Source organism: Micromonospora sp. NPDC005252 (assembly GCF_042872475.1).
Taxonomy (GTDB): domain Bacteria; phylum Actinomycetota; class Actinomycetes; order Mycobacteriales; family Micromonosporaceae; genus Micromonospora.
Genome location: NZ_JBIAKN010000008.1, coordinates 1 through 18,888 on the forward strand (window position 1 = coordinate 1; position 18,888 = coordinate 18,888).

An 18,888-nucleotide genomic window follows, 5' to 3' on the forward strand; every position below is an offset into this window, starting at 1 on the left:
GGCCGACCCCCGCTGTGTGGTGGGGCGGGCCGCGGGGGGCGGGGGCCCCCGCCGCGCCCCGCCGCCCGGGGGGGGGGGGGTGGGGGGGTGGGGGGGGGGGGGGGGGGGCGGGGCCCCCCCCCCCCGACCCCACCCGAGAATTAGCAGTACAGACGACGACATAGGGGACAGAGTGCTCGACGTCAACTTCTTCGACGAGCTGCGCATTGGTCTCGCCACCGCCGACGACATCCGTCAGTGGTCGCACGGCGAGGTCAAGAAGCCTGAGACGATCAACTACCGCACCCTGAAGCCGGAGAAGGACGGACTCTTCTGCGAGAAGATCTTCGGTCCGCAGCGGGACTGGGAGTGCTACTGCGGTAAGTACAAGCGCGTCCGGTTCAAGGGCATCATCTGTGAGCGCTGCGGCGTCGAGGTGACTCGCTCCAAGGTCCGTCGTGAGCGGATGGGGCACATCGAGCTCGCCGCTCCGGTGACCCACATCTGGTACTTCAAGGGCGTTCCGAGTCGGCTGGGCTACCTGCTGGACCTCGCCCCCAAGGACCTCGAGAAGATCATCTACTTCGCCTCGTACGTCGTGACGAGCGTGGACGCCGAGTCGCGTCACCGTGACCTCTCGACGATCGAGAACGAGATCCTGGCCGAGAAGCGGCAGTCCGAGAACAGCCGCGACTCGGAGATCGAGAAGCGGGCCGCCAAGCTCGAGGCCGACCTGGCCGAGCTGGAGGCCGAGGGTGCCAAGGCGGACGTCCGGCGCAAGGTCAAGGAGGGCGGAGAGCGCGAGATGCGCCAGATCCGCGACCGGGCCCAGCGCGAGATCGACCGCCTGGACGAGGTGCTGGACACCTTCCGCAAGCTGGAGCCGAAGCAGCTGGTCACCGACGAGCTGCTCTACCGCGAGCTGCGCGACCGGTTCGGTGAGTACTTCACCGGTTCGATGGGCGCGGAGGCGATCAAGGCGCTGGTCCAGAACATGGACCTCGACGCCGAGGCCGAGAGCCTGCGGGAGACCATCCGGTCCGGCAAGGGTCAGCGGAAGATCCGGGCGCTCAAGCGACTCAAGGTCGTCGCGGCGTTCCTGAACACCCGCAACTCGCCGCTCGGCATGGTGCTGGACTGCGTCCCGGTCATCCCGCCGGACCTGCGCCCGATGGTGCAGCTCGACGGTGGCCGCTTCGCGACCTCGGACCTCAACGACCTGTACCGGCGTGTGATCAACCGGAACAACCGCCTCAAGCGGCTGATCGACCTCGGCGCGCCCGAGATCATCGTCAACAACGAGAAGCGGATGCTCCAGGAGGCCGTCGACGCGCTGTTCGACAACGGCCGTCGCGGCCGGCCGGTCACCGGCCCGGGCAACCGTCCGCTCAAGTCGCTGTCCGACATGCTCAAGGGCAAGCAGGGCCGGTTCCGCCAGAACCTGCTGGGCAAGCGCGTCGACTACTCGGGCCGTTCGGTCATCGTGGTCGGCCCGAAGCTCAAGCTGCACCAGTGTGGTCTGCCCAAGCAGATGGCGTTGGAGCTGTTCAAGCCGTTCGTGATGAAGCGGCTGGTGGACCTCAACCACGCGCAGAACATCAAGTCCGCCAAGCGGATGGTCGAGCGTCAGCGCCCGGTCGTGTGGGACGTGCTGGAAGAGGTCATCGGCGAGCACCCGGTGCTGCTCAACCGGGCGCCGACCCTGCACCGTCTGGGCATCCAGGCCTTCGAGCCGCAGCTGGTCGAGGGCAAGGCGATCCAGATCCACCCGCTGGTCTGCACCGCGTTCAACGCCGACTTCGACGGTGACCAGATGGCGGTGCACGTGCCGCTGTCCGCCGAGGCCCAGGCCGAGGCGCGGATCCTGATGCTGTCGTCGAACAACATCCTCAAGCCGGCCGACGGCAAGCCGGTCACCATGCCCACGCAGGACATGGTCATCGGTCTGTACTACCTCACCCACCTCACCCCCGGTGAGAAGGGCGAGGGCCGGGTGTTCAGCTCGGACGCCGAGGCGCAGATGGCCTTCGACAACGGTGAGCTGGGCCTGCAGGCGCCGGTGAAGATCCGCCTGCGTGGCGTGGTCGGCGTCGACAACGGCACCGGCGCCGAGGCGTGGACCGCCCCGGAGGGCTGGGTCGAGGGTGACCCGCTGACCGTGGAGACCACCCTGGGCCGGGTGCTGTTCAACGAGACGCTGCCGCAGGGCTACCGCTTCGTGAACTACGAGATCCGCAAGGGTCAGCTCTCCGCGATCGTCAACGACCTCGCCGAGCGCTTCCCCAAGGTGGCGCTGGCCGCCACCCTGGACGGGCTCAAGGAGGCCGGTTTCCACTGGGCCACCTGGTCCGGCGTGACGATCGGCATGGAGGACGTCATCGCTCCGCCGCGCAAGGCGGAGATCCTGGCGAAGTACGAGAAGGAAGCCGACCGGATCGACAAGCAGTACCAGCGTGGTCTGATGACCGCCGAGGAGCGTCGCGGCGAGCTCATCGAGATCTGGACCAAGGCGACCAACGAGGTCGCCAAGGAGATGGACACCGCGCTGCCGCAGGAGAACCCCCTGTGGGTGATGATCAACTCGGGTGCCCGCGGTAACCTGCTCCAGCTCCGGCAGATCGCGGCGATCCGTGGTCTGGTGGCCAACCCGAAGGGCGAGATCATCCCGCGGCCGATCAAGGCCAGCTACCGGGAGGGTCTGTCCGTGCTGGAGTACTTCATCTCCACGCACGGTGCCCGTAAGGGTCTCGCCGACACCGCGCTGCGGACCGCCGACTCGGGTTACCTGACCCGTCGTCTGGTGGACGTCTCCCAGGACGTGATCATCCGCGAGGAGGACTGCGGCACCGACCGGGCGATCCCGATGCAGATCGGCGAGAAGCTGGACGGCAAGCTCGTCATTCACACCCACGCCGAGACCAGCGTGCACGCCCGGACCCTGGCCGACGACATCAAGGGGCCGGACGGCACCGTGGTGGCCGAGCGCGGTCAGGACATCAACTCCATCGGGGTCGACAAGATCGTCGCCGCTGGCGTGGAGACGGTCCGGGTGCGCAGCGTGCTCACCTGCGAGTCGAAGCTGGGCGTCTGCGCGGCCTGCTACGGCCGTTCGCTGCCGACCGGCAAGTCGGTCGACATCGGTGAGGCTGTCGGCATCATCGCCGCCCAGTCCATCGGCGAGCCGGGTACGCAGCTGACGATGCGTACCTTCCACACCGGTGGTGTCGCGGGTGAGGACATCACCCAGGGTCTGCCGCGTGTTCAGGAAATCTTCGAGGCTCGGGTCCCGAAGGGTAAGGCGCCCATCGCCGACACCCCCGGCCGGATCCGGATCGAGGACGGCGAGCGCTCGCGCAAGATCATCGTGGTGCCGGACGACGGCAGCGAAGAGATCGTCTACGACAAGATCTCGAAGCGGGTCAAGCTCCGGACCCACGACGGCGGTCACGTCGCGGTCGGCGAGAAGCTGACCGAGGGCACCATCGACCCGCACGAGCTTCTGCGGATCATGGGTCCGCGGGCGGTCCAGGTCCACCTGACCAGTGAGGTCCAGGAGGTCTACCGCTCGCAGGGTGTGCTCATCCACGACAAGCACATCGAGATCATCATCCGCCAGATGCTCAAGCGGGTGACGGTCATCGACTCCGGCTCGACCGAGTTCCTGCCGGGTGTGCTGGTTGACCGGGCGCTGTTCGAGTCGGAGAACCGCCGGCTCGTGTCGGAGGGTGGCGAGCCCGCCGCCGGCCGTCCGGTGCTGATGGGTATCACCAAGGCCTCGCTGGCCACCGACTCCTGGCTCTCCGCGGCCTCCTTCCAGGAGACCACCCGGGTGCTGACCGACGCTGCGATCAACTCGCGCAGCGACTCGCTGGTCGGCCTCAAGGAGAACGTGATCATCGGTAAGCTCATCCCGGCCGGTACGGGCATCAGCAAGTACCGCAACGTCCGGGTCGAGCCGACCGAGGAGGCCAAGGCCAAGGTCTACTCGATGACCGGCTACCCGGAGACCGACTACGGGTTCGGGCCGGCCAGCGGGCAGGCTGTGCCGCTGGACGACTTCGACTTCGGGTCGTACCGCTAAGCACCGACACCGACGAGGCCCCCGGCACCTGCCGGGGGCCTCGTCGTGTCCGGACCGACCCGGCCGTCGACCGGGTTGGGCATGATGGAGGCATGACGACCGCACCCGGACAGGTGTCCGTCGCGTCCCAGGGCCTGCGCCACCCGCTGGATCCGGACCCGGCCCGTGCCACGAAGGCGCGGGCGGTCTTCGCGCTGGGGCTGCTCGGCATGTTGACCGGGCTCTTCATCGGCGGGGTGGTGCCGGCGACGGTGGCGCTGCAACTGGCCCGGCAAGCCCGCCGGGAGGCGTACGCCTCGGGGGGTTTCCTGACCGGCGGCGTCTGGCTGCGGCGGGGGGAGCGGTTGGCCTGGACCGGCCTGGCGCTGGTCGCGGTCACCGTGGTCGTCGCCGTGGTGATCGGGGTGGTCCGGCTGGCTGACACGCCGTTCGGCCACGACTACCCGGCGAACATGGACTGACCGTTTCACCGGCCACGCCCAGCGCGGACGGCGCAGCTTCCGGCGGTAGCCTGGCCGGTGTCCGCCGCGCGGCGACGGCGGCCCTGTCGACAGGAGGACCTCGTGACGGAACCGGCGCGGCCCCCGGCGGACGAGCCGGCGGGGCATCCTGACGCGCCGGCCGCGAGCCCGGCCCCCTCCGGACCGGACGACCGGGCCCAACCCGATCCGGACGGGCAGCCCGCCCCACCCGCCGACGTCCCCGATCCGGGTACGCCGCCGTCGGGTTGGGGCGCGCCGCCCCCGCCCGGATGGGGTCCGCCCACGGCCGAGTGGGGCGGGGTCTATCCGCCCGGACACGGCCAGCCCCATCCCGCTTCCGGGGCGCCGCTGCCGCACGCCTGGGGTCAGCCGCCGTCGGGCCCGGGTGCGCCGTCGGGCTGGGGTCAGCCGTCGGGGCCTGCCGCGCCGTCGGGCTGGGGTCAGCCGTCGGGGCCTGCCGCGCCGTCGGGCTGGGGTCAGCCGTCGTCCGGGCCTGGTGCGCCCGGGGGTTGGGGGCACCCGCCGGCGGGGGTTGGTGTGCCGCCCGGCTGGGGTCAGCCGCCATCGGGGCCCGGCGCGCCAGCGGGTTGGGGCCACCCGGCGCAGGGCCAGCCGCCCGGGTGGGGCGTGGCTCCCGCCCGACCGGTGCCGCCGCCCACCGACGATCAGCGGCGGCCGCCGAAGCGGGTGGAGGCGGTGCCCGGCACGCCGTTCGGCGTGGTGTACCTGGACGTGCCGCCGGTCACCTCCGGACTGGCGACCGGGGCGCTGGTGGCGGGCATCGCGTCGATCCTGGTCTCGCTCCTGGTGATCTGCTTCGGGGTGGCCTTCGCAGACGACGGCGGCGTCTGGGCCTCCGGCGCCTTCACCGTTCTGGGGGTGCTGGCGGGGGTGGCGGCGATCGTCACCGGTCTGCTCGGTCGGCGGCAGATCGGCCGACCGGCCGCGCCGTCGGCGGTACGGTTCACCGGGCGAGGGCTGGCGGTGGCGGGCATCAGCTGCGGCGCGGCGGGTGCGGTGCTCAGCCTGCTGGGTCTGGGTCTGGCGTTGCTGATCACCCTGACGTGAGGCCGTGCGCCGGGTCTGCGGTGCCTGCCCGGGGGCGACGGGTGGTCCGGCGGGGAAGCCGGTACACTTGTGTCCGTAGGTGCCCATCGCGGGCGACGAGGCGGGACGAGATCCGGCCGGCGAGTGTGAGACGGTCGCCGACCCATTCCGTTTTGACCTGGGCGGCTGTGGTAGGTACTCTTTCCCCTTGTGCCCGGGCGTGCCCGGGCAACTCGTGCGTGCGCTGGATCCGGAGTCCGGACGGCGGCACGACAAGCCAGAGATCCGGGGCGGGGCGATCCGCGTGCCGGTGACAGAAAACCCGGTACGCCTGCGAAAGCGTCCGAACCGGGACCGTGAGCTGGGCGACACGCCCGACCGCGGGTGCCGGGGCCTCCGCAAGGTGGCCCTGGTCGGAATGTAGGAGAGCCGGTCATCAGGCCGGCTAACGAGCAGACGGCGCGGCCGCGTACAGCGGCCGAAGGGAGCGGAGAAACCCGGTGCCCACCATCCAGCAGCTGGTCCGAAAGGGCCGTCAGGCCAAGACGACCAAGACCAAGACCCCGGCGCTCAAGGGGTCCCCCCAGCGGCGCGGCGTGTGCACCCGCGTGTACACCACCACCCCGAAGAAGCCGAACTCGGCGCTGCGCAAGGTCGCTCGTGTGAAGCTCAGCAGCCAGATCGAGGTGACCGCCTACATCCCGGGCGTCGGTCACAACCTGCAGGAGCACTCGATCGTGCTCGTTCGCGGCGGCCGGGTGAAGGACCTCCCCGGCGTGCGTTACAAGATCGTCCGCGGCTCGCTGGACACCCAGGGTGTCCGCAACCGCAAGCAGGCGCGCAGCCGTTACGGCGCGAAGAAGGAGAAGAGCTGACATGCCGCGTAAGGGACCCGCTCCGCGGCGGCCACTGGTCGCTGACCCGGTGTACAACTCGCCGCTGGTCACCCAGCTGGTGAACAAGATCCTGCTGCGCGGCAAGCGTCAGCTCGCCGAGTCGATCGTGTACGCGGCCCTCGAGGGCTGCCGCGAGAAGTCCGGCACCGACCCGGTCGTCACCCTCAAGCGGGCGATGGACAACGTCAAGCCGACCCTCGAGGTGCGCAGCCGTCGTGTCGGTGGCGCCACCTACCAGGTTCCGGTCGAGGTCCGCCCCACCCGGGCGACCACCCTGGGCCTGCGCTGGCTGGTCACCTACTCCCGCGCCCGGCGCGAGAAGACCATGGTCGAGCGGCTGATGAACGAGCTGCTGGACGCGAGCAACGGCCTCGGTGCCGCCGTCAAGCGGCGCGAGGACACGCACAAGATGGCCGAGTCGAACAAGGCCTTCGCGCACTACCGCTGGTAACACCCTGGTTCCGGCGCCTCCGGGCGCCGGAACCGCCACCAGTTGAGTCGAGACGACGATAAGTAGGGATTGAAGTGGCCGCCGCAGACGCGCTCGCCAAGGTACGCAACATCGGCATCATGGCGCACATCGATGCCGGTAAGACCACGACCACCGAGCGAATCCTGTTCTACACCGGCATCACGTACAAGATCGGTGAGGTCCACGAGGGCGCTGCCGTCATGGACTGGATGGAGCAGGAGCAGGAGCGTGGTATCACCATCACCTCCGCTGCTACCAAGTGTGAGTGGAAGGGCCACACGATCCAGATCATCGACACGCCTGGTCACGTCGACTTCACGGTCGAGGTCGAGCGGTCGCTGCGTGTCCTGGATGGTGCGGTCGCGGTTTACGACGGTGTCGCCGGCGTGGAGCCGCAGACGGAGAACGTCTGGCGGCAGGCCGACAAGTACAACGTCCCGCGCATGTGCTTCGTCAACAAGCTCGACCGGACCGGCGCCGACTTCTTCCGCTGCGTGCAGATGATGATCGACCGGCTGAACGCCACCCCGCTGGTGCTCCAGATCCCGATCGGGCTCGAGGGCGACCACATCGGTGTCGTCGACCTGATCGGCATGCGCGCCCTCACCTGGCGTGGGGAGACTCAGAAGGGTGAGGACTACGCGGTTGAGGAGATCCCGGCCGACCTGGCCGACTCCGCTGCCGAGTGGCGCGAGAAGCTGATGGAGACCCTCGCCGACGTCGACGACTCGGTGATGGAGAAGTACCTGGAGGGCGAAGAGGTCTCCGTCGAGGAGATCAAGGCCGCCATCCGGCGTGCCACCATCGCCGGCAAGGCCAACCCGGTGCTCTGCGGCTCGGCGTTCAAGAACAAGGGCGTCCAGCCCATGCTCGACGCCGTGGTCGACTTCCTGCCGTCGCCGCTGGACGTTCCGGCGATCGAGGGTACGGCCACCGACGGCGAGACCCCGCTGCTGCGTAAGCCGTCCAACTCGGAGCCCTTCTCCGGCCTGGCCTTCAAGATCCAGACGGACAAGCACCTGGGCAAGCTCACCTACGTCCGGGTCTACTCCGGCACGCTCGATTCCGGTTCCCAGGTGGTCAACTCCACCAAGGACCGCAAGGAGCGCATCGGCAAGATCTACCAGATGCACGCCAACAAGCGGGAAGAGCGTCCGTCGGCGCAGGCCGGCGACATCATCGCCGTGCAGGGTCTCAAGCAGACCACCACCGGCGACACGCTCTCCGACCCGGCGAACCCGGTCATCCTGGAGTCGATGACCTTCCCGGAGCCGGTCATCTCGGTGGCGATCGAGCCGAAGACCAAGTCCGACCAGGAGAAGCTGGGCACCGCCATCCAGCGCCTGGCCGAGGAGGACCCGACCTTCCGCGTCCAGCTGGACGAGGAGACCGGTCAGACGGTCATCTCCGGCATGGGTGAGCTGCACCTGGACATCCTGGTCGACCGGATGCGCCGCGAGTTCAACGTCGAGGCCAACGTCGGCAAGCCGCAGGTGGCGTACCGCGAGACCATCCGCCGCAAGGTGGACAAGGTCGAGTACACCCACAAGAAGCAGACCGGTGGTTCCGGCCAGTACGCCCGCGTCATCGTGAGCGTCGAGCCGCTTCCGCTGGACAACGACTCGCCGACCTACGAGTTCGCCAACGCCGTCAGCGGCGGCCGCATCCCCCGGGAGTTCATCCCCTCGGTGGACGCCGGTGCGCAGGACGCGCTGCAGTACGGCATCCTGGCGGGCTTCCCGCTGGTCGGCGTGAAGCTGACCCTGCTGGACGGCCAGTACCACGAGGTCGACTCGTCGGAAATGGCATTCAAGATCGCCGGCTCGATGGTGATGAAGGACGCGGCCCGCAAGGCCGACCCCGCACTGCTCGAGCCGATGATGGCCGTTGAAGTCACCACTCCTGAGGAGAACATGGGTGACGTCATCGGTGACCTCAACTCCCGCCGCGGCATCATCCAGGCGATGGAGGAGCGCAGCGGCGCCCGCATCGTCCGGGCTCTGGTGCCGTTGTCGGAGATGTTCGGCTACGTCGGCGACCTGCGGTCGAAGACCCAGGGCCGGGCTAGCTACAGCATGCAGTTCGACTCCTACGCCGAGGTTCCGCAGAGCGTCGCGAAGGAGATCATCGCCAAGGCAACGGGCGAGTAACTTCCCTGAGCAGGTGATTCGTGGTCGGTCGCGGGTGGTTTCACCCGCCTGCGGCCACCACGATCGGATTGCGTGAGACCGGGCCTGTAGGCTTCATCGCCGCAGAACCCACAAAGGCTCTCCGGCCGCCAGGCCGGAAAGGCTGTCGACAGAGTCCTAAGCGCCGACCGGCGCGCCGGGCGTACGAACCAAGAAGTCCACAGGAGGACACCAGTGGCGAAGGCGAAGTTCGAGCGGACTAAGCCGCACGTCAACATCGGCACCATTGGTCACATCGACCACGGTAAGACGACGCTGACGGCGGCCATCACCAAGGTCCTGCACGACCAGTTCCCGGACCTGAACCCCTACACGCCGTTCGACGAGATCGACAAGGCGCCGGAGGAGAAGGCCCGCGGCATCACGATCTCGATCGCGCACGTCGAGTACCAGACCGAGGCGCGGCACTACGCGCACGTCGACTGCCCCGGCCACGCGGACTACATCAAGAACATGATCACCGGTGCCGCGCAGATGGACGGCGCGATCCTGGTGGTCGCGGCGACCGACGGCCCGATGCCGCAGACCCGCGAGCACGTGCTGCTGGCTCGCCAGGTTGGTGTGCCGTACATCGTCGTGGCGCTCAACAAGAGCGACATGGTCGACGACGAGGAGCTCCTGGAGCTCGTCGAGCTCGAGGTCCGTGAGCTGCTCTCCTCGCAGGAGTACCCGGGTGACGACCTGCCGGTCGTCCGGGTTTCGGCGCTGAAGGCCCTCGAGGGTGACCCCGAGTGGACCGGCAAGCTCCTGGACCTGATGACCGCGGTCGACACCGCGATCCCGCAGCCGGAGCGTGAGACCGAGCGGCCGTTCCTCATGCCGATCGAGGACGTCTTCACGATCACCGGTCGTGGCACCGTCGTCACGGGTCGCGCCGAGCGCGGCATCCTCAAGCCGAACGAGGAGGTGGAGATCGTCGGTATCCGCGAGAAGTCGCAGAAGACGGTCTGCACCGGCATCGAGATGTTCCGCAAGCTGCTCGACGAGGCCCGCGCGGGCGAGAACGTCGGTCTGCTGCTGCGTGGCATCAAGCGCGAGGACGTCGAGCGCGGCATGGTGGTCGTCAAGCCGGGCACCACGACCCCGCACACGGAGTTCGAGGCGACGGTCTACATCCTCTCCAAGGAGGAGGGCGGCCGGCACACCCCGTTCTTCCAGAACTACCGTCCGCAGTTCTACTTCCGGACCACGGACGTCACCGGTGTCGTTACCCTCCCCGAGGGCACCGAGATGGTCATGCCGGGCGACAACACCACCATGTCGGTGAAGCTGATCCAGCCCATCGCCATGGAGGAGAACCTCAAGTTCGCGATCCGCGAGGGTGGCCGCACCGTCGGCGCCGGGTTCGTCACCAAGATCATCAAGTGAGCTAGGTAACCCCGATTAGACCCGCCGCCGGTCGTGCGGCATACTAGTCAGGTTGCGTAACGACAGTTCGTCGCCTGTGTTCGGCTTTCGCTGAACCTCCGGGTGGCGAGACAGTCGAGCGTGGGGTGGTTGGCGGCCCAGTCGCCAACCACCCTCGCACGGCGTTCAGGTCGCGGTAATGCGATCGGCGCCTTGACCCACCGCGCGGTCAGCACCACTCCGGAACCACGGGGCGGAGCCCGGCCCGAGGGCGCGACACGCCCGACCGCGGGGGTCGGCGAAGTGGGCCTGTGCCAGCCGGTACAGGCGCCCGCAACACAGCGGCATCGAGAGAAGGAACAGAAGCCACCATGGCGGGACAGAAGATCCGCATCCGGCTCAAGGCCTATGACCACGAGGTCGTCGACTCCTCGGCTCGGAAGATCGTCGAGACGGTGACGCGCACCGGGGCGCAGGTCGCGGGCCCGGTGCCGCTGCCCACGGAGATCAACCGTTTCTGCGTTATCCGCTCGCCGCACAAGTACAAGGACTCGCGCGAGCACTTCGAGATGCGCACGCACAAGCGGCTGATCGACATCATCGACCCGACCCCGAAGACGGTCGACTCGCTCATGCGCCTCGACCTGCCGGCTGGCGTCGACATCGAGATCAAGCTGTAGGGACCGGACAAATGGACAGGCAAGTCAAGGGGATCCTGGGCGCCAAGCTCGGCATGACCCAGGTCTGGGACAACAACAAGGTTGTTCCCGTGACCGTGGTCGAGGCCGGCCCGTGCGTCATCAGCCAGGTTCGTAGCGCCGAGAAGGACGGTTACTCCGCGGTCCAGCTGGCGTACGGCACGATCGACCCGCGCAAGGTCAAGAAGCCGATCAGCGGGCACTACGCGAAGGCGGACGTGGCGCCGCGCCGGCACATCGTCGAGCTGCGCACCACGGACGCCGGGGAATACTCGCTGGGCCAGGAGGTCACGGTCGAGGAGTTCCCGGCAGGCGTCACGATCGACGTCACCGGCAAGACCAAGGGCAAGGGCTACGCCGGCCCGATGAAGCGGCACGGCTTCCACGGCCTGGGTGCCGGTCACGGCGTCGAGCGCAAGCACCGCTCGCCGGGCTCCATCGGCGCCTGCGCCACTCCGGGTCGTGTCTTCAAGGGCACCCGGATGGCCGGCCGCATGGGTGGCGTGCGCTACACCGTGCAGAACCTCACCGTCCAGGCGGTCGACACCGAGAACAACCTGCTGCTCGTCCGGGGTGCCATTCCTGGTCCCAAGGGCGCGCTGGTTCTGGTCCGTACCGCGGCCAAGAGCAAGGTGAAGAAGGGCGGTGCGGCCAAGTGACCACCGTTGACGTGCGCACCGTCGAAGGCAGCACCAGCGGCTCCGTCGAGCTGCCGGCTGACATCTTCGACGTGCAGGCCAACGTCGCGCTGATGCACCAGGTCGTGGTGGCCCAGCTCGCGGCGGCCCGACAGGGCACGCACAAGACCAAGACCCGCGGCGAGGTCGCCGGTGGCGGCAAGAAGCCGTACAAGCAGAAGGGCACCGGTCGCGCCCGGCAGGGCTCGATCCGCGCGCCGCAGTTCGCCGGCGGTGGCGTGGTGCACGGTCCCGTGCCGCGCGACTACAGCCAGCGGACCCCGAAGAAGATGAAGGCCGCCGCACTCCGCGGTGCCCTCTCGGACCGGGCCCGCGCCGGGCAGGTGCACGTCGTCGAGGCGTTCGTCTCGGGCGAGAAGCCGTCGACCAAGGCCGCACTGGCCACGTTGACCACGCTCACCGAGGCCCGTCGGGTTCTCGTCGTGCTGAGCAGCACCGACGAGCTGAACTGGGTGTCGCTGCGCAACGAGCCGCGGGTGCACCTGATCGAGTCCGGCCAGCTGAACACGTACGACGTGCTGGTGGCCGACGACGTGGTCTTCACCAAGGACGCCCTGGACGAGTTCCTGGGCGTGCCCGCCGAGACCACCGAGGAGGGTGGCAAGTGAGCACGATCGCCGACCCGCGCGACATCATTGTGGCGCCGGTCGTCTCGGAGAAGAGCTACAGCGAGCTGAACCGGAACTGGTACACCTTCCTGGTGCACCCGGACGCGAACAAGACCGAGATCAAGATCGCTATCCAGCAGATCTTCGACGTCCGCGTCCTGACGGTCAACACGCTCAACCGCCAGGGCAAGCGCAAGCGCACCAAGACCGGCTTCGGTCAGCGCAAGGCGACCAAGCGGGCGATCGTGAAGCTGGCTGACGGTGACCGTATCGAGGCCTTCGGCGGCCCGGTCAGCTGAGGGGTGTAGACAATGGCTATCCGTAAGTACAAGCCGACGACGCCGGGCCGACGTGGCTCCAGCGTCGCCGACTTCGCCGAGATCACCCGGTCCACGCCGGAGAAGTCGCTGCTGGCTCCGCTGCCGAAGAAGGGCGGGCGTAACGCCCACGGCCGGATCACCACGCGGCACCACGGTGGCGGTCACAAGCGCCAGTACCGTCTGATCGACTTCAAGCGGGTCGACAAGGACGGCGTGCCGGCGAAGGTCGCTCACATCGAGTACGACCCGAACCGCACGGCGCGCATCGCGCTGCTGCACTATGCCGACGGCGAGAAGCGGTACATCATCGCGCCGAAGGACATGAAGCAGGGCGACCGCGTCGAGTCCGGTCCGGGCGCCGACATCAAGCCGGGTAACAACCTGCCGCTGCGCAACATCCCGGTCGGTACCACGATCCACAACGTGGAGCTGCGTCCGGGCGGCGGGGCCAAGCTGGCCCGTTCCGCCGGCGTCGGCATCCAGCTGCTCGGCCGTGAGGGCGCGTACGCGACCCTGCGTATGCCGTCCGGCGAGATCCGGCGGGTGGACGTGCGCTGCCGCGCGAGCGTCGGCGAGATCGGCAACGCCGACCAGTCGAACATCAACTGGGGTAAGGCCGGCCGTATGCGGTGGAAGGGCAAGCGCCCGACCGTCCGTGGTGTCGCCATGAACCCGGTCGACCACCCGCACGGTGGTGGTGAGGGTAAGACCTCCGGTGGTCGCCACCCGGTCAACCCGCAGGGTAAGCCCGAGGGCCGCACCCGCCGTAAGGGCCAGCCGAGCGACAAGCTGATCGTCCGCCGCCGCTACGCCACGCGTAAGCGCGGCTGAGGGAGATAAGACATGCCTCGCAGCCTCAAGAAGGGCCCGTTCGTAGACGACCACCTGCTCAAGAAGGTGGAAGTGCAGAACGACAAGGGCTCGAAGAACGTGATCAAGACCTGGTCGCGGCGCTCGACGATCATCCCGGAGATGCTCGGGCACACGATCGCGGTGCACGACGGACGCAAGCACGTCCCGGTGTTCGTGACCGAGGCGATGGTCGGGCACAAGCTCGGCGAGTTCGCGCTGACCCGCACGTTCAAGGGTCACGAGAAGGACGACCGGAAGAGCCGTCGGCGCTGACGCCGCGGGCATACGGATAGAGGGAACAAGGGGTTACAGCGATGCCAGGAAAGGGCGACGCTCCGGTGCTTCCGGGCGCGCGGGCGGTTGCGCGGCACGTGCGCATCTCGCCGATGAAGGCGCGCCGGGTGGTCAACCTCGTCCGCGGCCTGCCCGCGAAGGAGGCGCTCACGGTGCTGCAGTTCGCGCCGCAGGCTGCGAGCGAGCAGGTGTACAAGGTGCTCGCTAGCGCGATCGCCAACGCGGAGAACAACGAGCGGCTGGACCCCGACGCGCTGCTCGTCAGCGAGGCGTTCGTGGACGAGGGCCCGACGATGAAGCGGTTCCAGCCGCGGGCACAGGGTCGGGCGTACCGGATCCGCAAGCGCACCTGCCACATCACCGTGGCGGTCGAGGCGGTCGCGCCGGCAGCGCCGAGGAAGGCCGCGGCGAAGAAGGCCGCCCCGGCCACGGAGGCCGCACCGGCCGAAGCGCAGAGCAAGACGGAGGACGCCGAGTAATGGGTCAGAAGGTTCACCCCACTGGGTTCCGGCTCGGCATCTCGACCGACTGGAAGTCCCGTTGGTTCGCGGACAAGCTCTACAAGGACTACATCGGCGAGGATGTCAAGATCCGCCGCATGATGTCCAAGGGCCTCGAGCGTGCCGGGATCTCCAAGGTCGACATCGAGCGCACCCGCGACCGCGTCCGCGTCGACATCCACACCGCCCGGCCGGGCATCGTCATCGGCCGTAAGGGTGCGGAGGCCGACCGGATCCGCGGCGAGCTCGAGAAGCTCACCGGCAAGCAGGTCCAGCTGAACATCATCGAGGTGAAGAACCCCGAGTCGGACGCTCAGCTCGTCGCGCAGGGCGTGGCCGAGCAGCTGTCCAGCCGGGTCAGCTTCCGTCGGGCGATGCGCAAGGCCATGCAGTCGGCCATGAAGAACCCGGTCTGCAAGGGCATCCGGGTTCAGGTCTCGGGTCGCCTCGGCGGCGCCGAGATGAGCCGGACCGAGTTCTACCGCGAGGGCCGGGTTCCGCTGCACACGCTGCGGGCCAACATCGAGTACGGCTTCTTCGAGGCCCGTACCACCTTCGGCCGGATCGGCGTGAAGGTCTGGATCTACAAGGGCGACGCGGTTCCGGGCCGGGAGGCTCCGGCCGAGGCCGGTCCGTCGCGCCCGCGTCGTGGTGAGCGCGGCGACCGTCCCGAGCGTCCGCGCCGTGGCCGGTCCGGTTCGTCCGGCACGACCGCTGGTGGCACCGAGGCCGGCCGGGCTGCTGCGACCACCATCGCGCAGCAGGCCGAGACGCCGAGTGGCGAGCCGGTCGACAGCGCTGCTGTCGCCGCGGCGGCTGCTCCGGCAGAAACGCAGCAGGAGGGCTGACAGATGCTGATGCCGCGCAAGCCCCCGAAGGGCTTCCGCAAGCCGCACCACCCGGACCGCAGTGGCGCGTCCAAGGGTGGTAACCGGGTGGTGTTCGGCGAGTTCGGGATCCAGGCTCTCGAGCCGGCGTACGTGACCAACCGCCAGATCGAGTCGGCGCGTATCGCGATGACCCGTCACATCAAGCGTGGCGGCAAGGTCTGGATCACGATCTTCCCGGACCAGGCCCTCACCAAGAAGCCTGCCGAGACCCGGATGGGTTCCGGTAAGGGTTCGCCCGAGTGGTGGGTCGCCAACGTCAAGCCGGGGCGGGTTCTCTTCGAGATGTCCTTCCCCAACGAGCAGATCGCGCGAGAGGCCATGCGTCGCGCGATCCACAAGCTCCCGATGAAGTGCCGCATTGTTACGCGCGAAGTGGGTGAATCCTGATGGCAGCGGGCGTTAAGGCGACCGAGCTGCGTGAGCTCTCCGAGGAGGAGCTGGTCACGAAGCTGCGGGAGGCCAAGGCGGAGCTGTTCAACCTCCGCGTGCAGGCCGCAACCGGGCAGCTGGACAACAACCGGCGGCTGCAGGTCATCCGTCGGGAGATCGCCCGGATCTACACGATCATGCGTGAGCGTGAGCTGGGGCTCTCGGCCGCGCCGACTGAGGTGACTGCATCATGACCGAGAACACCACCACTGACGCCACCCGCGCGCGCCGCAAGGTCCGCGAGGGCCTGGTGGTCAGCGACAAGATGGACAAGACCGTCGTGGTCGAGGTCGAGGACCGGGTTCGGCACGCGCTGTACGGCAAGATCATGCGCCGTACGCGCAAGCTGAAGGTGCACGACGAGCAGAACGCCGCCGGCATCGGCGACCGGGTCCTGATCATGGAGACCCGGCCGCTGAGCGCCACCAAGCGTTGGCGGATCGTGGAGATCCAGGAAAAGGCCAAGTAGCGAAGGCTCGATCTCGCCCGGCGTTGCGTCGGGCGTAGGTTCCGCCAGGCTCCGGCCGGCCGCTACGGCGGCCGGAGAACCGGCAGACATAGGAGATAGACGTGATTCAGCAGGAGTCGCGACTGCGCGTCGCCGACAACACGGGTGCTCGGGAGATCCTGTGCATCCGGGTTCTCGGTGGCTCCGGTCGGCGCTACGCGAGCATCGGCGACGTCATCGTGGCCACGGTCAAGGACGCGATCCCGGGTGCCGGTGTGAAGAAGGGCGACGTCGTCAAGGCGGTCGTCGTTCGCACGGCCAAGGAGAAGCGGCGGCCGGACGGCTCGTACATCCGCTTCGACGAGAACGCCGCCGTCATCATCAAGGACGGTGGGGACCCGCGCGGTACCCGCATCTTCGGCCCGGTGGGCCGGGAGCTGCGGGACAAGCGGTTCATGAAGATTATTTCCCTCGCGCCGGAGGTGTTGTGACCGTGAAGGTCAAGAAGGGCGACACGGTCGTCGTCATCGCCGGCAAGGACAAGGGTGCCAAGGGCAAGGTCATCGCGGCCTACCCGCGGCAGGACAAGGTCCTGGTCGAGGGCGTGAACCGGGTCAAGAAGCACACCCGCATCAGCACCACCCAGCGTGGCGCCAAGACCGGCGGCATCGTCACCCAGGAGGCCCCGATCCACGTCTCGAACGTGCAGGTCCTGGACTCCGACGGCAAGCCGACCCGCGTCGGTTACCGGATCGACGACAACGGCCAGAAGGTCCGCATCGCGCGTAGCACCGGTAAGGACCTGTGATGACCACGGCTACCGAAAAGACCATGCCGCGCCTCAAGGAGCGGTACCGCAACGAGATCGTGGCCCAGCTGCGTGAGCAGAACAGCTACGGCAACCCCATGCAGGTGCCGCGGCTGGTCAAGATCGTCGTCAACATGGGTGTCGGCGAGGCTGCTCGCGACGCCAAGCTGATCGACGGCGCGGTCCGCGACCTCGCCACGATCACCGGCCAGAAGCCGCAGGTGCGGCGGGCGACCAAGTCCATCGCGCAGTTCAAGCTCCGCGAGGGCATGCCGATCGGCGCGAAGGTGACCCTTCGTGGCGACCGGATGTGGGAGTTCCTGGACCGGCTGCTGTCCATTTCGCTGCCGCGTATCCGCGACTTCCGCGGTCTGGACGGGCGCAAGCTGGACGGGCACGGCAACTACACGTTCGGTCTGACCGAGCAGTCCGTGTTCCACGAGATCGACCAGGACCGGATCGATCGGCAGCGGGGTATGGACATCACGGTGGTCACGACCGCCACGACTGACGACGAGGGTCGGGCGCTGCTCAAGCTCCTGGGCTTCCCGTTCAAGGAGAACTGAGATGGCCAAGAAGGCGCTGATCATCAAGGCGGCCGCGAAGCCGAAGTTCTCGGTTCGCGCGTACACCCGCTGCCAGCGGTGCGGGCGTCCGAAGGCGGTCTACCGCAAGTTCGGGCTCTGCCGGGTCTGCATCCGGGAGATGGCCCACCGCGGTGAGCTGCCGGGTGTGTCCAAGGCTTCCTGGTAAGGGCGACCGCGTCCCGGCTGTCAGCCGGGAACTCCTGCACCGATTAGGTATTGCTCTTCGCCGTAGGCCCGGGGCTGATGCCCCGGGAACCCCGGCGAGAAAGGCTGACGAAATCCATGACGATGACCGACCCGATCGCAGACATGCTCACGCGTCTGCGTAACGCCAACCAGGCGTACCACGATCAGGTGAAGATGCCCTACTCCAAGATCAAGGCGAACATCGCCGAGGTCCTGAAGGCCGAGGGTTACATCGCCACCTGGTCGGTCGAGGAGCCCGAGGAGGGCGCCGTCGGCAAGCGACTGGTCGTCGAGCTGAAGTACGGCCAGAACCGGGAGCGGAGCCTGGCCGGCATCAAGCGCGTGTCCAAGCCCGGTCTCCGGGTGTACGCCAAGTCGGACGGGCTCCCGCGGGTGCTCGGTGGGCTGGGCGTGGCGATCATTTCGACGTCCCAGGGGCTGCTGACCGACCGGCAGGCCCGCAAGCGGAGTGTTGGCGGGGAAGTCCTCGCCTTCGTCTGGTAACGGGAGACTGGTAGAAATGTCGCGAATTGGACGTAAGTCGATCCCGGTACCAGCCGGCGTCGACATCACGATCGACGGGCAGACCGTCAAGGTCAAGGGCCCGAAGGGCGAGCTCCAGCACACGATCGCCGACCCGATCACGATCGAGCGTGCGGAGGACGGGCAGCTGAACGTCAACCGCCCGAACGACGAGCGCAAGGCCAAGGAGCTGCACGGCCTGAGCCGTACCCTGGTCGCCAACATGATCGTCGGCGTGACCGAGGGCTACCGCAAGAGCCTGGAGATCGCCGGCACCGGTTACCGGGTCACCGCCAAGGGTTCGGACCTCGAGTTCGCGCTCGGGTTCTCGCACCCGGTGGTCGTTCCCGCGCCGGCGGGCATCACCTTCACGGTGGAGCGGCCGACCCTGTTCCACGTGGCCGGCATCGACAAGCAGCAGGTCGGTGAGGTCGCCGCCAACATCCGGAAGATCCGTCCGCCGGAGCCCTACAAGGGCAAGGGCGTGAAGTACCAGGGCGAGGTCATCCGCCGCAAGGCCGGCAAGGCAGGTAAGAAGTAATGGGCGAGGTCATC

The 18,888-nt window shown here is 68.2% G+C and carries 24 protein-coding genes; all 24 read left to right on the plus strand.

What is annotated here, in order from left to right; all coding sequences use genetic code 11:
* Nucleotides 1-172 precede the first annotated feature (172 nt).
* The 24 genes from ACFYPH_RS22005 to rplF all read left to right on the plus strand — a co-directional run bounded on the left by ACFYPH_RS22005 (nucleotide 173) and on the right by rplF (nucleotide 18,874).
* Nucleotides 173-4,060, plus strand: coding sequence for a DNA-directed RNA polymerase subunit beta' (locus ACFYPH_RS22005; RefSeq protein WP_354858669.1), 3,888 nt, complete (start codon nucleotides 173-175; stop codon nucleotides 4,058-4,060).
* 92 nt (nucleotides 4,061-4,152) lie between these two features.
* Nucleotides 4,153-4,521 (plus strand): hypothetical protein, encoded by a 369-nt coding sequence (locus ACFYPH_RS22010; protein ID WP_354858666.1) that lies wholly within the window; start codon nucleotides 4,153-4,155, stop codon nucleotides 4,519-4,521.
* 708 nt (nucleotides 4,522-5,229) lie between these two features.
* The gene (locus ACFYPH_RS22015) at nucleotides 5,230-5,610 is read left to right on the plus strand and encodes a hypothetical protein (protein ID WP_354858671.1); all 381 of its coding nucleotides are present in this window, start codon (nucleotides 5,230-5,232) and stop codon (nucleotides 5,608-5,610) included.
* A 479-nt stretch (nucleotides 5,611-6,089) separates the two neighbouring features.
* The gene (rpsL, locus tag ACFYPH_RS22020) at nucleotides 6,090-6,464 is read left to right on the plus strand and encodes a 30S ribosomal protein S12 (protein WP_007465318.1); all 375 of its coding nucleotides are present in this window, start codon (nucleotides 6,090-6,092) and stop codon (nucleotides 6,462-6,464) included.
* Between the two features lies 1 nt (nucleotide 6,465).
* The gene (gene rpsG, locus ACFYPH_RS22025; RefSeq protein WP_007465317.1) at nucleotides 6,466-6,936 is read left to right on the plus strand and encodes a 30S ribosomal protein S7; all 471 of its coding nucleotides are present in this window, start codon (nucleotides 6,466-6,468) and stop codon (nucleotides 6,934-6,936) included.
* 74 nt (nucleotides 6,937-7,010) lie between these two features.
* Nucleotides 7,011-9,107 carry an elongation factor G gene (gene fusA / locus ACFYPH_RS22030; RefSeq protein ID WP_354858664.1) on the plus strand — a complete coding sequence of 699 codons (2,097 nt, stop codon included), beginning with the start codon at nucleotides 7,011-7,013 and terminating at the stop codon, nucleotides 9,105-9,107.
* Between the two features lie 213 nt (nucleotides 9,108-9,320).
* Nucleotides 9,321-10,514, plus strand: a complete 1,194-nt coding sequence (gene tuf / locus ACFYPH_RS22035; protein WP_007465313.1) for an elongation factor Tu — start codon at nucleotides 9,321-9,323, stop codon at nucleotides 10,512-10,514.
* Nucleotides 10,515-10,864: 350 nt separating this feature from the next.
* A complete protein-coding gene (gene rpsJ, locus ACFYPH_RS22040; protein WP_007073037.1) occupies nucleotides 10,865-11,173 on the plus strand; it encodes a 30S ribosomal protein S10 in 309 nt (102 codons plus the stop codon).
* A gap of 11 nt (nucleotides 11,174-11,184) precedes the next feature.
* Nucleotides 11,185-11,850 carry a 50S ribosomal protein L3 gene (gene rplC / locus ACFYPH_RS22045; RefSeq protein WP_354823900.1) on the plus strand — a complete coding sequence of 222 codons (666 nt, stop codon included), beginning with the start codon at nucleotides 11,185-11,187 and terminating at the stop codon, nucleotides 11,848-11,850.
* Complete coding sequence (gene rplD / locus ACFYPH_RS22050; protein WP_354858661.1) at nucleotides 11,847-12,497, plus strand: 50S ribosomal protein L4; 651 nt, start codon at nucleotides 11,847-11,849, stop codon at nucleotides 12,495-12,497. The genes rplC and rplD overlap by 4 nt, the downstream gene beginning before the upstream one ends.
* Complete coding sequence (gene rplW / locus ACFYPH_RS22055; RefSeq protein WP_088998352.1) at nucleotides 12,494-12,796, plus strand: 50S ribosomal protein L23; 303 nt, start codon at nucleotides 12,494-12,496, stop codon at nucleotides 12,794-12,796. The genes rplD and rplW overlap by 4 nt, the downstream gene beginning before the upstream one ends.
* Nucleotides 12,797-12,808: 12 nt before the next feature.
* Complete coding sequence (gene rplB / locus ACFYPH_RS22060; RefSeq protein WP_007465301.1) at nucleotides 12,809-13,648, plus strand: 50S ribosomal protein L2; 840 nt, start codon at nucleotides 12,809-12,811, stop codon at nucleotides 13,646-13,648.
* A 12-nt stretch (nucleotides 13,649-13,660) separates the two neighbouring features.
* The gene (gene rpsS / locus ACFYPH_RS22065; RefSeq protein WP_007465299.1) at nucleotides 13,661-13,942 is read left to right on the plus strand and encodes a 30S ribosomal protein S19; all 282 of its coding nucleotides are present in this window, start codon (nucleotides 13,661-13,663) and stop codon (nucleotides 13,940-13,942) included.
* A gap of 41 nt (nucleotides 13,943-13,983) precedes the next feature.
* A complete protein-coding gene (gene rplV, locus ACFYPH_RS22070; protein ID WP_007465297.1) occupies nucleotides 13,984-14,442 on the plus strand; it encodes a 50S ribosomal protein L22 in 459 nt (152 codons plus the stop codon).
* Complete coding sequence (gene rpsC / locus ACFYPH_RS22075; RefSeq protein ID WP_007465294.1) at nucleotides 14,442-15,311, plus strand: 30S ribosomal protein S3; 870 nt, start codon at nucleotides 14,442-14,444, stop codon at nucleotides 15,309-15,311. Before rplV ends, rpsC begins: the two co-directional genes overlap by 1 nt.
* Before the next feature lie 3 nt (nucleotides 15,312-15,314).
* Nucleotides 15,315-15,740 (plus strand): 50S ribosomal protein L16, encoded by a 426-nt coding sequence (gene rplP / locus ACFYPH_RS22080; protein WP_007465292.1) that lies wholly within the window; start codon nucleotides 15,315-15,317, stop codon nucleotides 15,738-15,740.
* Nucleotides 15,740-15,976: a 50S ribosomal protein L29 gene (rpmC, locus tag ACFYPH_RS22085; RefSeq protein WP_007465283.1), complete on the plus strand. Its 237-nt coding sequence runs from the start codon at nucleotides 15,740-15,742 to the stop codon at nucleotides 15,974-15,976. Before rplP ends, rpmC begins: the two co-directional genes overlap by 1 nt.
* Nucleotides 15,973-16,251: a 30S ribosomal protein S17 gene (rpsQ, locus tag ACFYPH_RS22090; protein ID WP_354858656.1), complete on the plus strand. Its 279-nt coding sequence runs from the start codon at nucleotides 15,973-15,975 to the stop codon at nucleotides 16,249-16,251. Before rpmC ends, rpsQ begins: the two co-directional genes overlap by 4 nt.
* A gap of 101 nt (nucleotides 16,252-16,352) precedes the next feature.
* Nucleotides 16,353-16,721: a 50S ribosomal protein L14 gene (gene rplN, locus ACFYPH_RS22095; RefSeq protein WP_007073026.1), complete on the plus strand. Its 369-nt coding sequence runs from the start codon at nucleotides 16,353-16,355 to the stop codon at nucleotides 16,719-16,721.
* Complete coding sequence (gene rplX / locus ACFYPH_RS22100) at nucleotides 16,718-17,038, plus strand: 50S ribosomal protein L24 (protein ID WP_007465276.1); 321 nt, start codon at nucleotides 16,718-16,720, stop codon at nucleotides 17,036-17,038. The genes rplN and rplX overlap by 4 nt, the downstream gene beginning before the upstream one ends.
* Complete coding sequence (gene rplE, locus ACFYPH_RS22105; protein WP_354858655.1) at nucleotides 17,038-17,604, plus strand: 50S ribosomal protein L5; 567 nt, start codon at nucleotides 17,038-17,040, stop codon at nucleotides 17,602-17,604. The genes rplX and rplE overlap by 1 nt, the downstream gene beginning before the upstream one ends.
* A 1-nt stretch (nucleotide 17,605) precedes the next feature.
* Nucleotides 17,606-17,791 carry a type Z 30S ribosomal protein S14 gene (locus ACFYPH_RS22110; RefSeq protein WP_007465272.1) on the plus strand — a complete coding sequence of 62 codons (186 nt, stop codon included), beginning with the start codon at nucleotides 17,606-17,608 and terminating at the stop codon, nucleotides 17,789-17,791.
* Nucleotides 17,792-17,907: 116 nt separating this feature from the next.
* Nucleotides 17,908-18,315, plus strand: a complete 408-nt coding sequence (rpsH, locus tag ACFYPH_RS22115) for a 30S ribosomal protein S8 (RefSeq protein ID WP_007465270.1) — start codon at nucleotides 17,908-17,910, stop codon at nucleotides 18,313-18,315.
* 16 nt (nucleotides 18,316-18,331) lie between these two features.
* The gene (gene rplF / locus ACFYPH_RS22120; protein WP_354858653.1) at nucleotides 18,332-18,874 is read left to right on the plus strand and encodes a 50S ribosomal protein L6; all 543 of its coding nucleotides are present in this window, start codon (nucleotides 18,332-18,334) and stop codon (nucleotides 18,872-18,874) included.
* Nucleotides 18,875-18,888 lie beyond the last annotated feature (14 nt).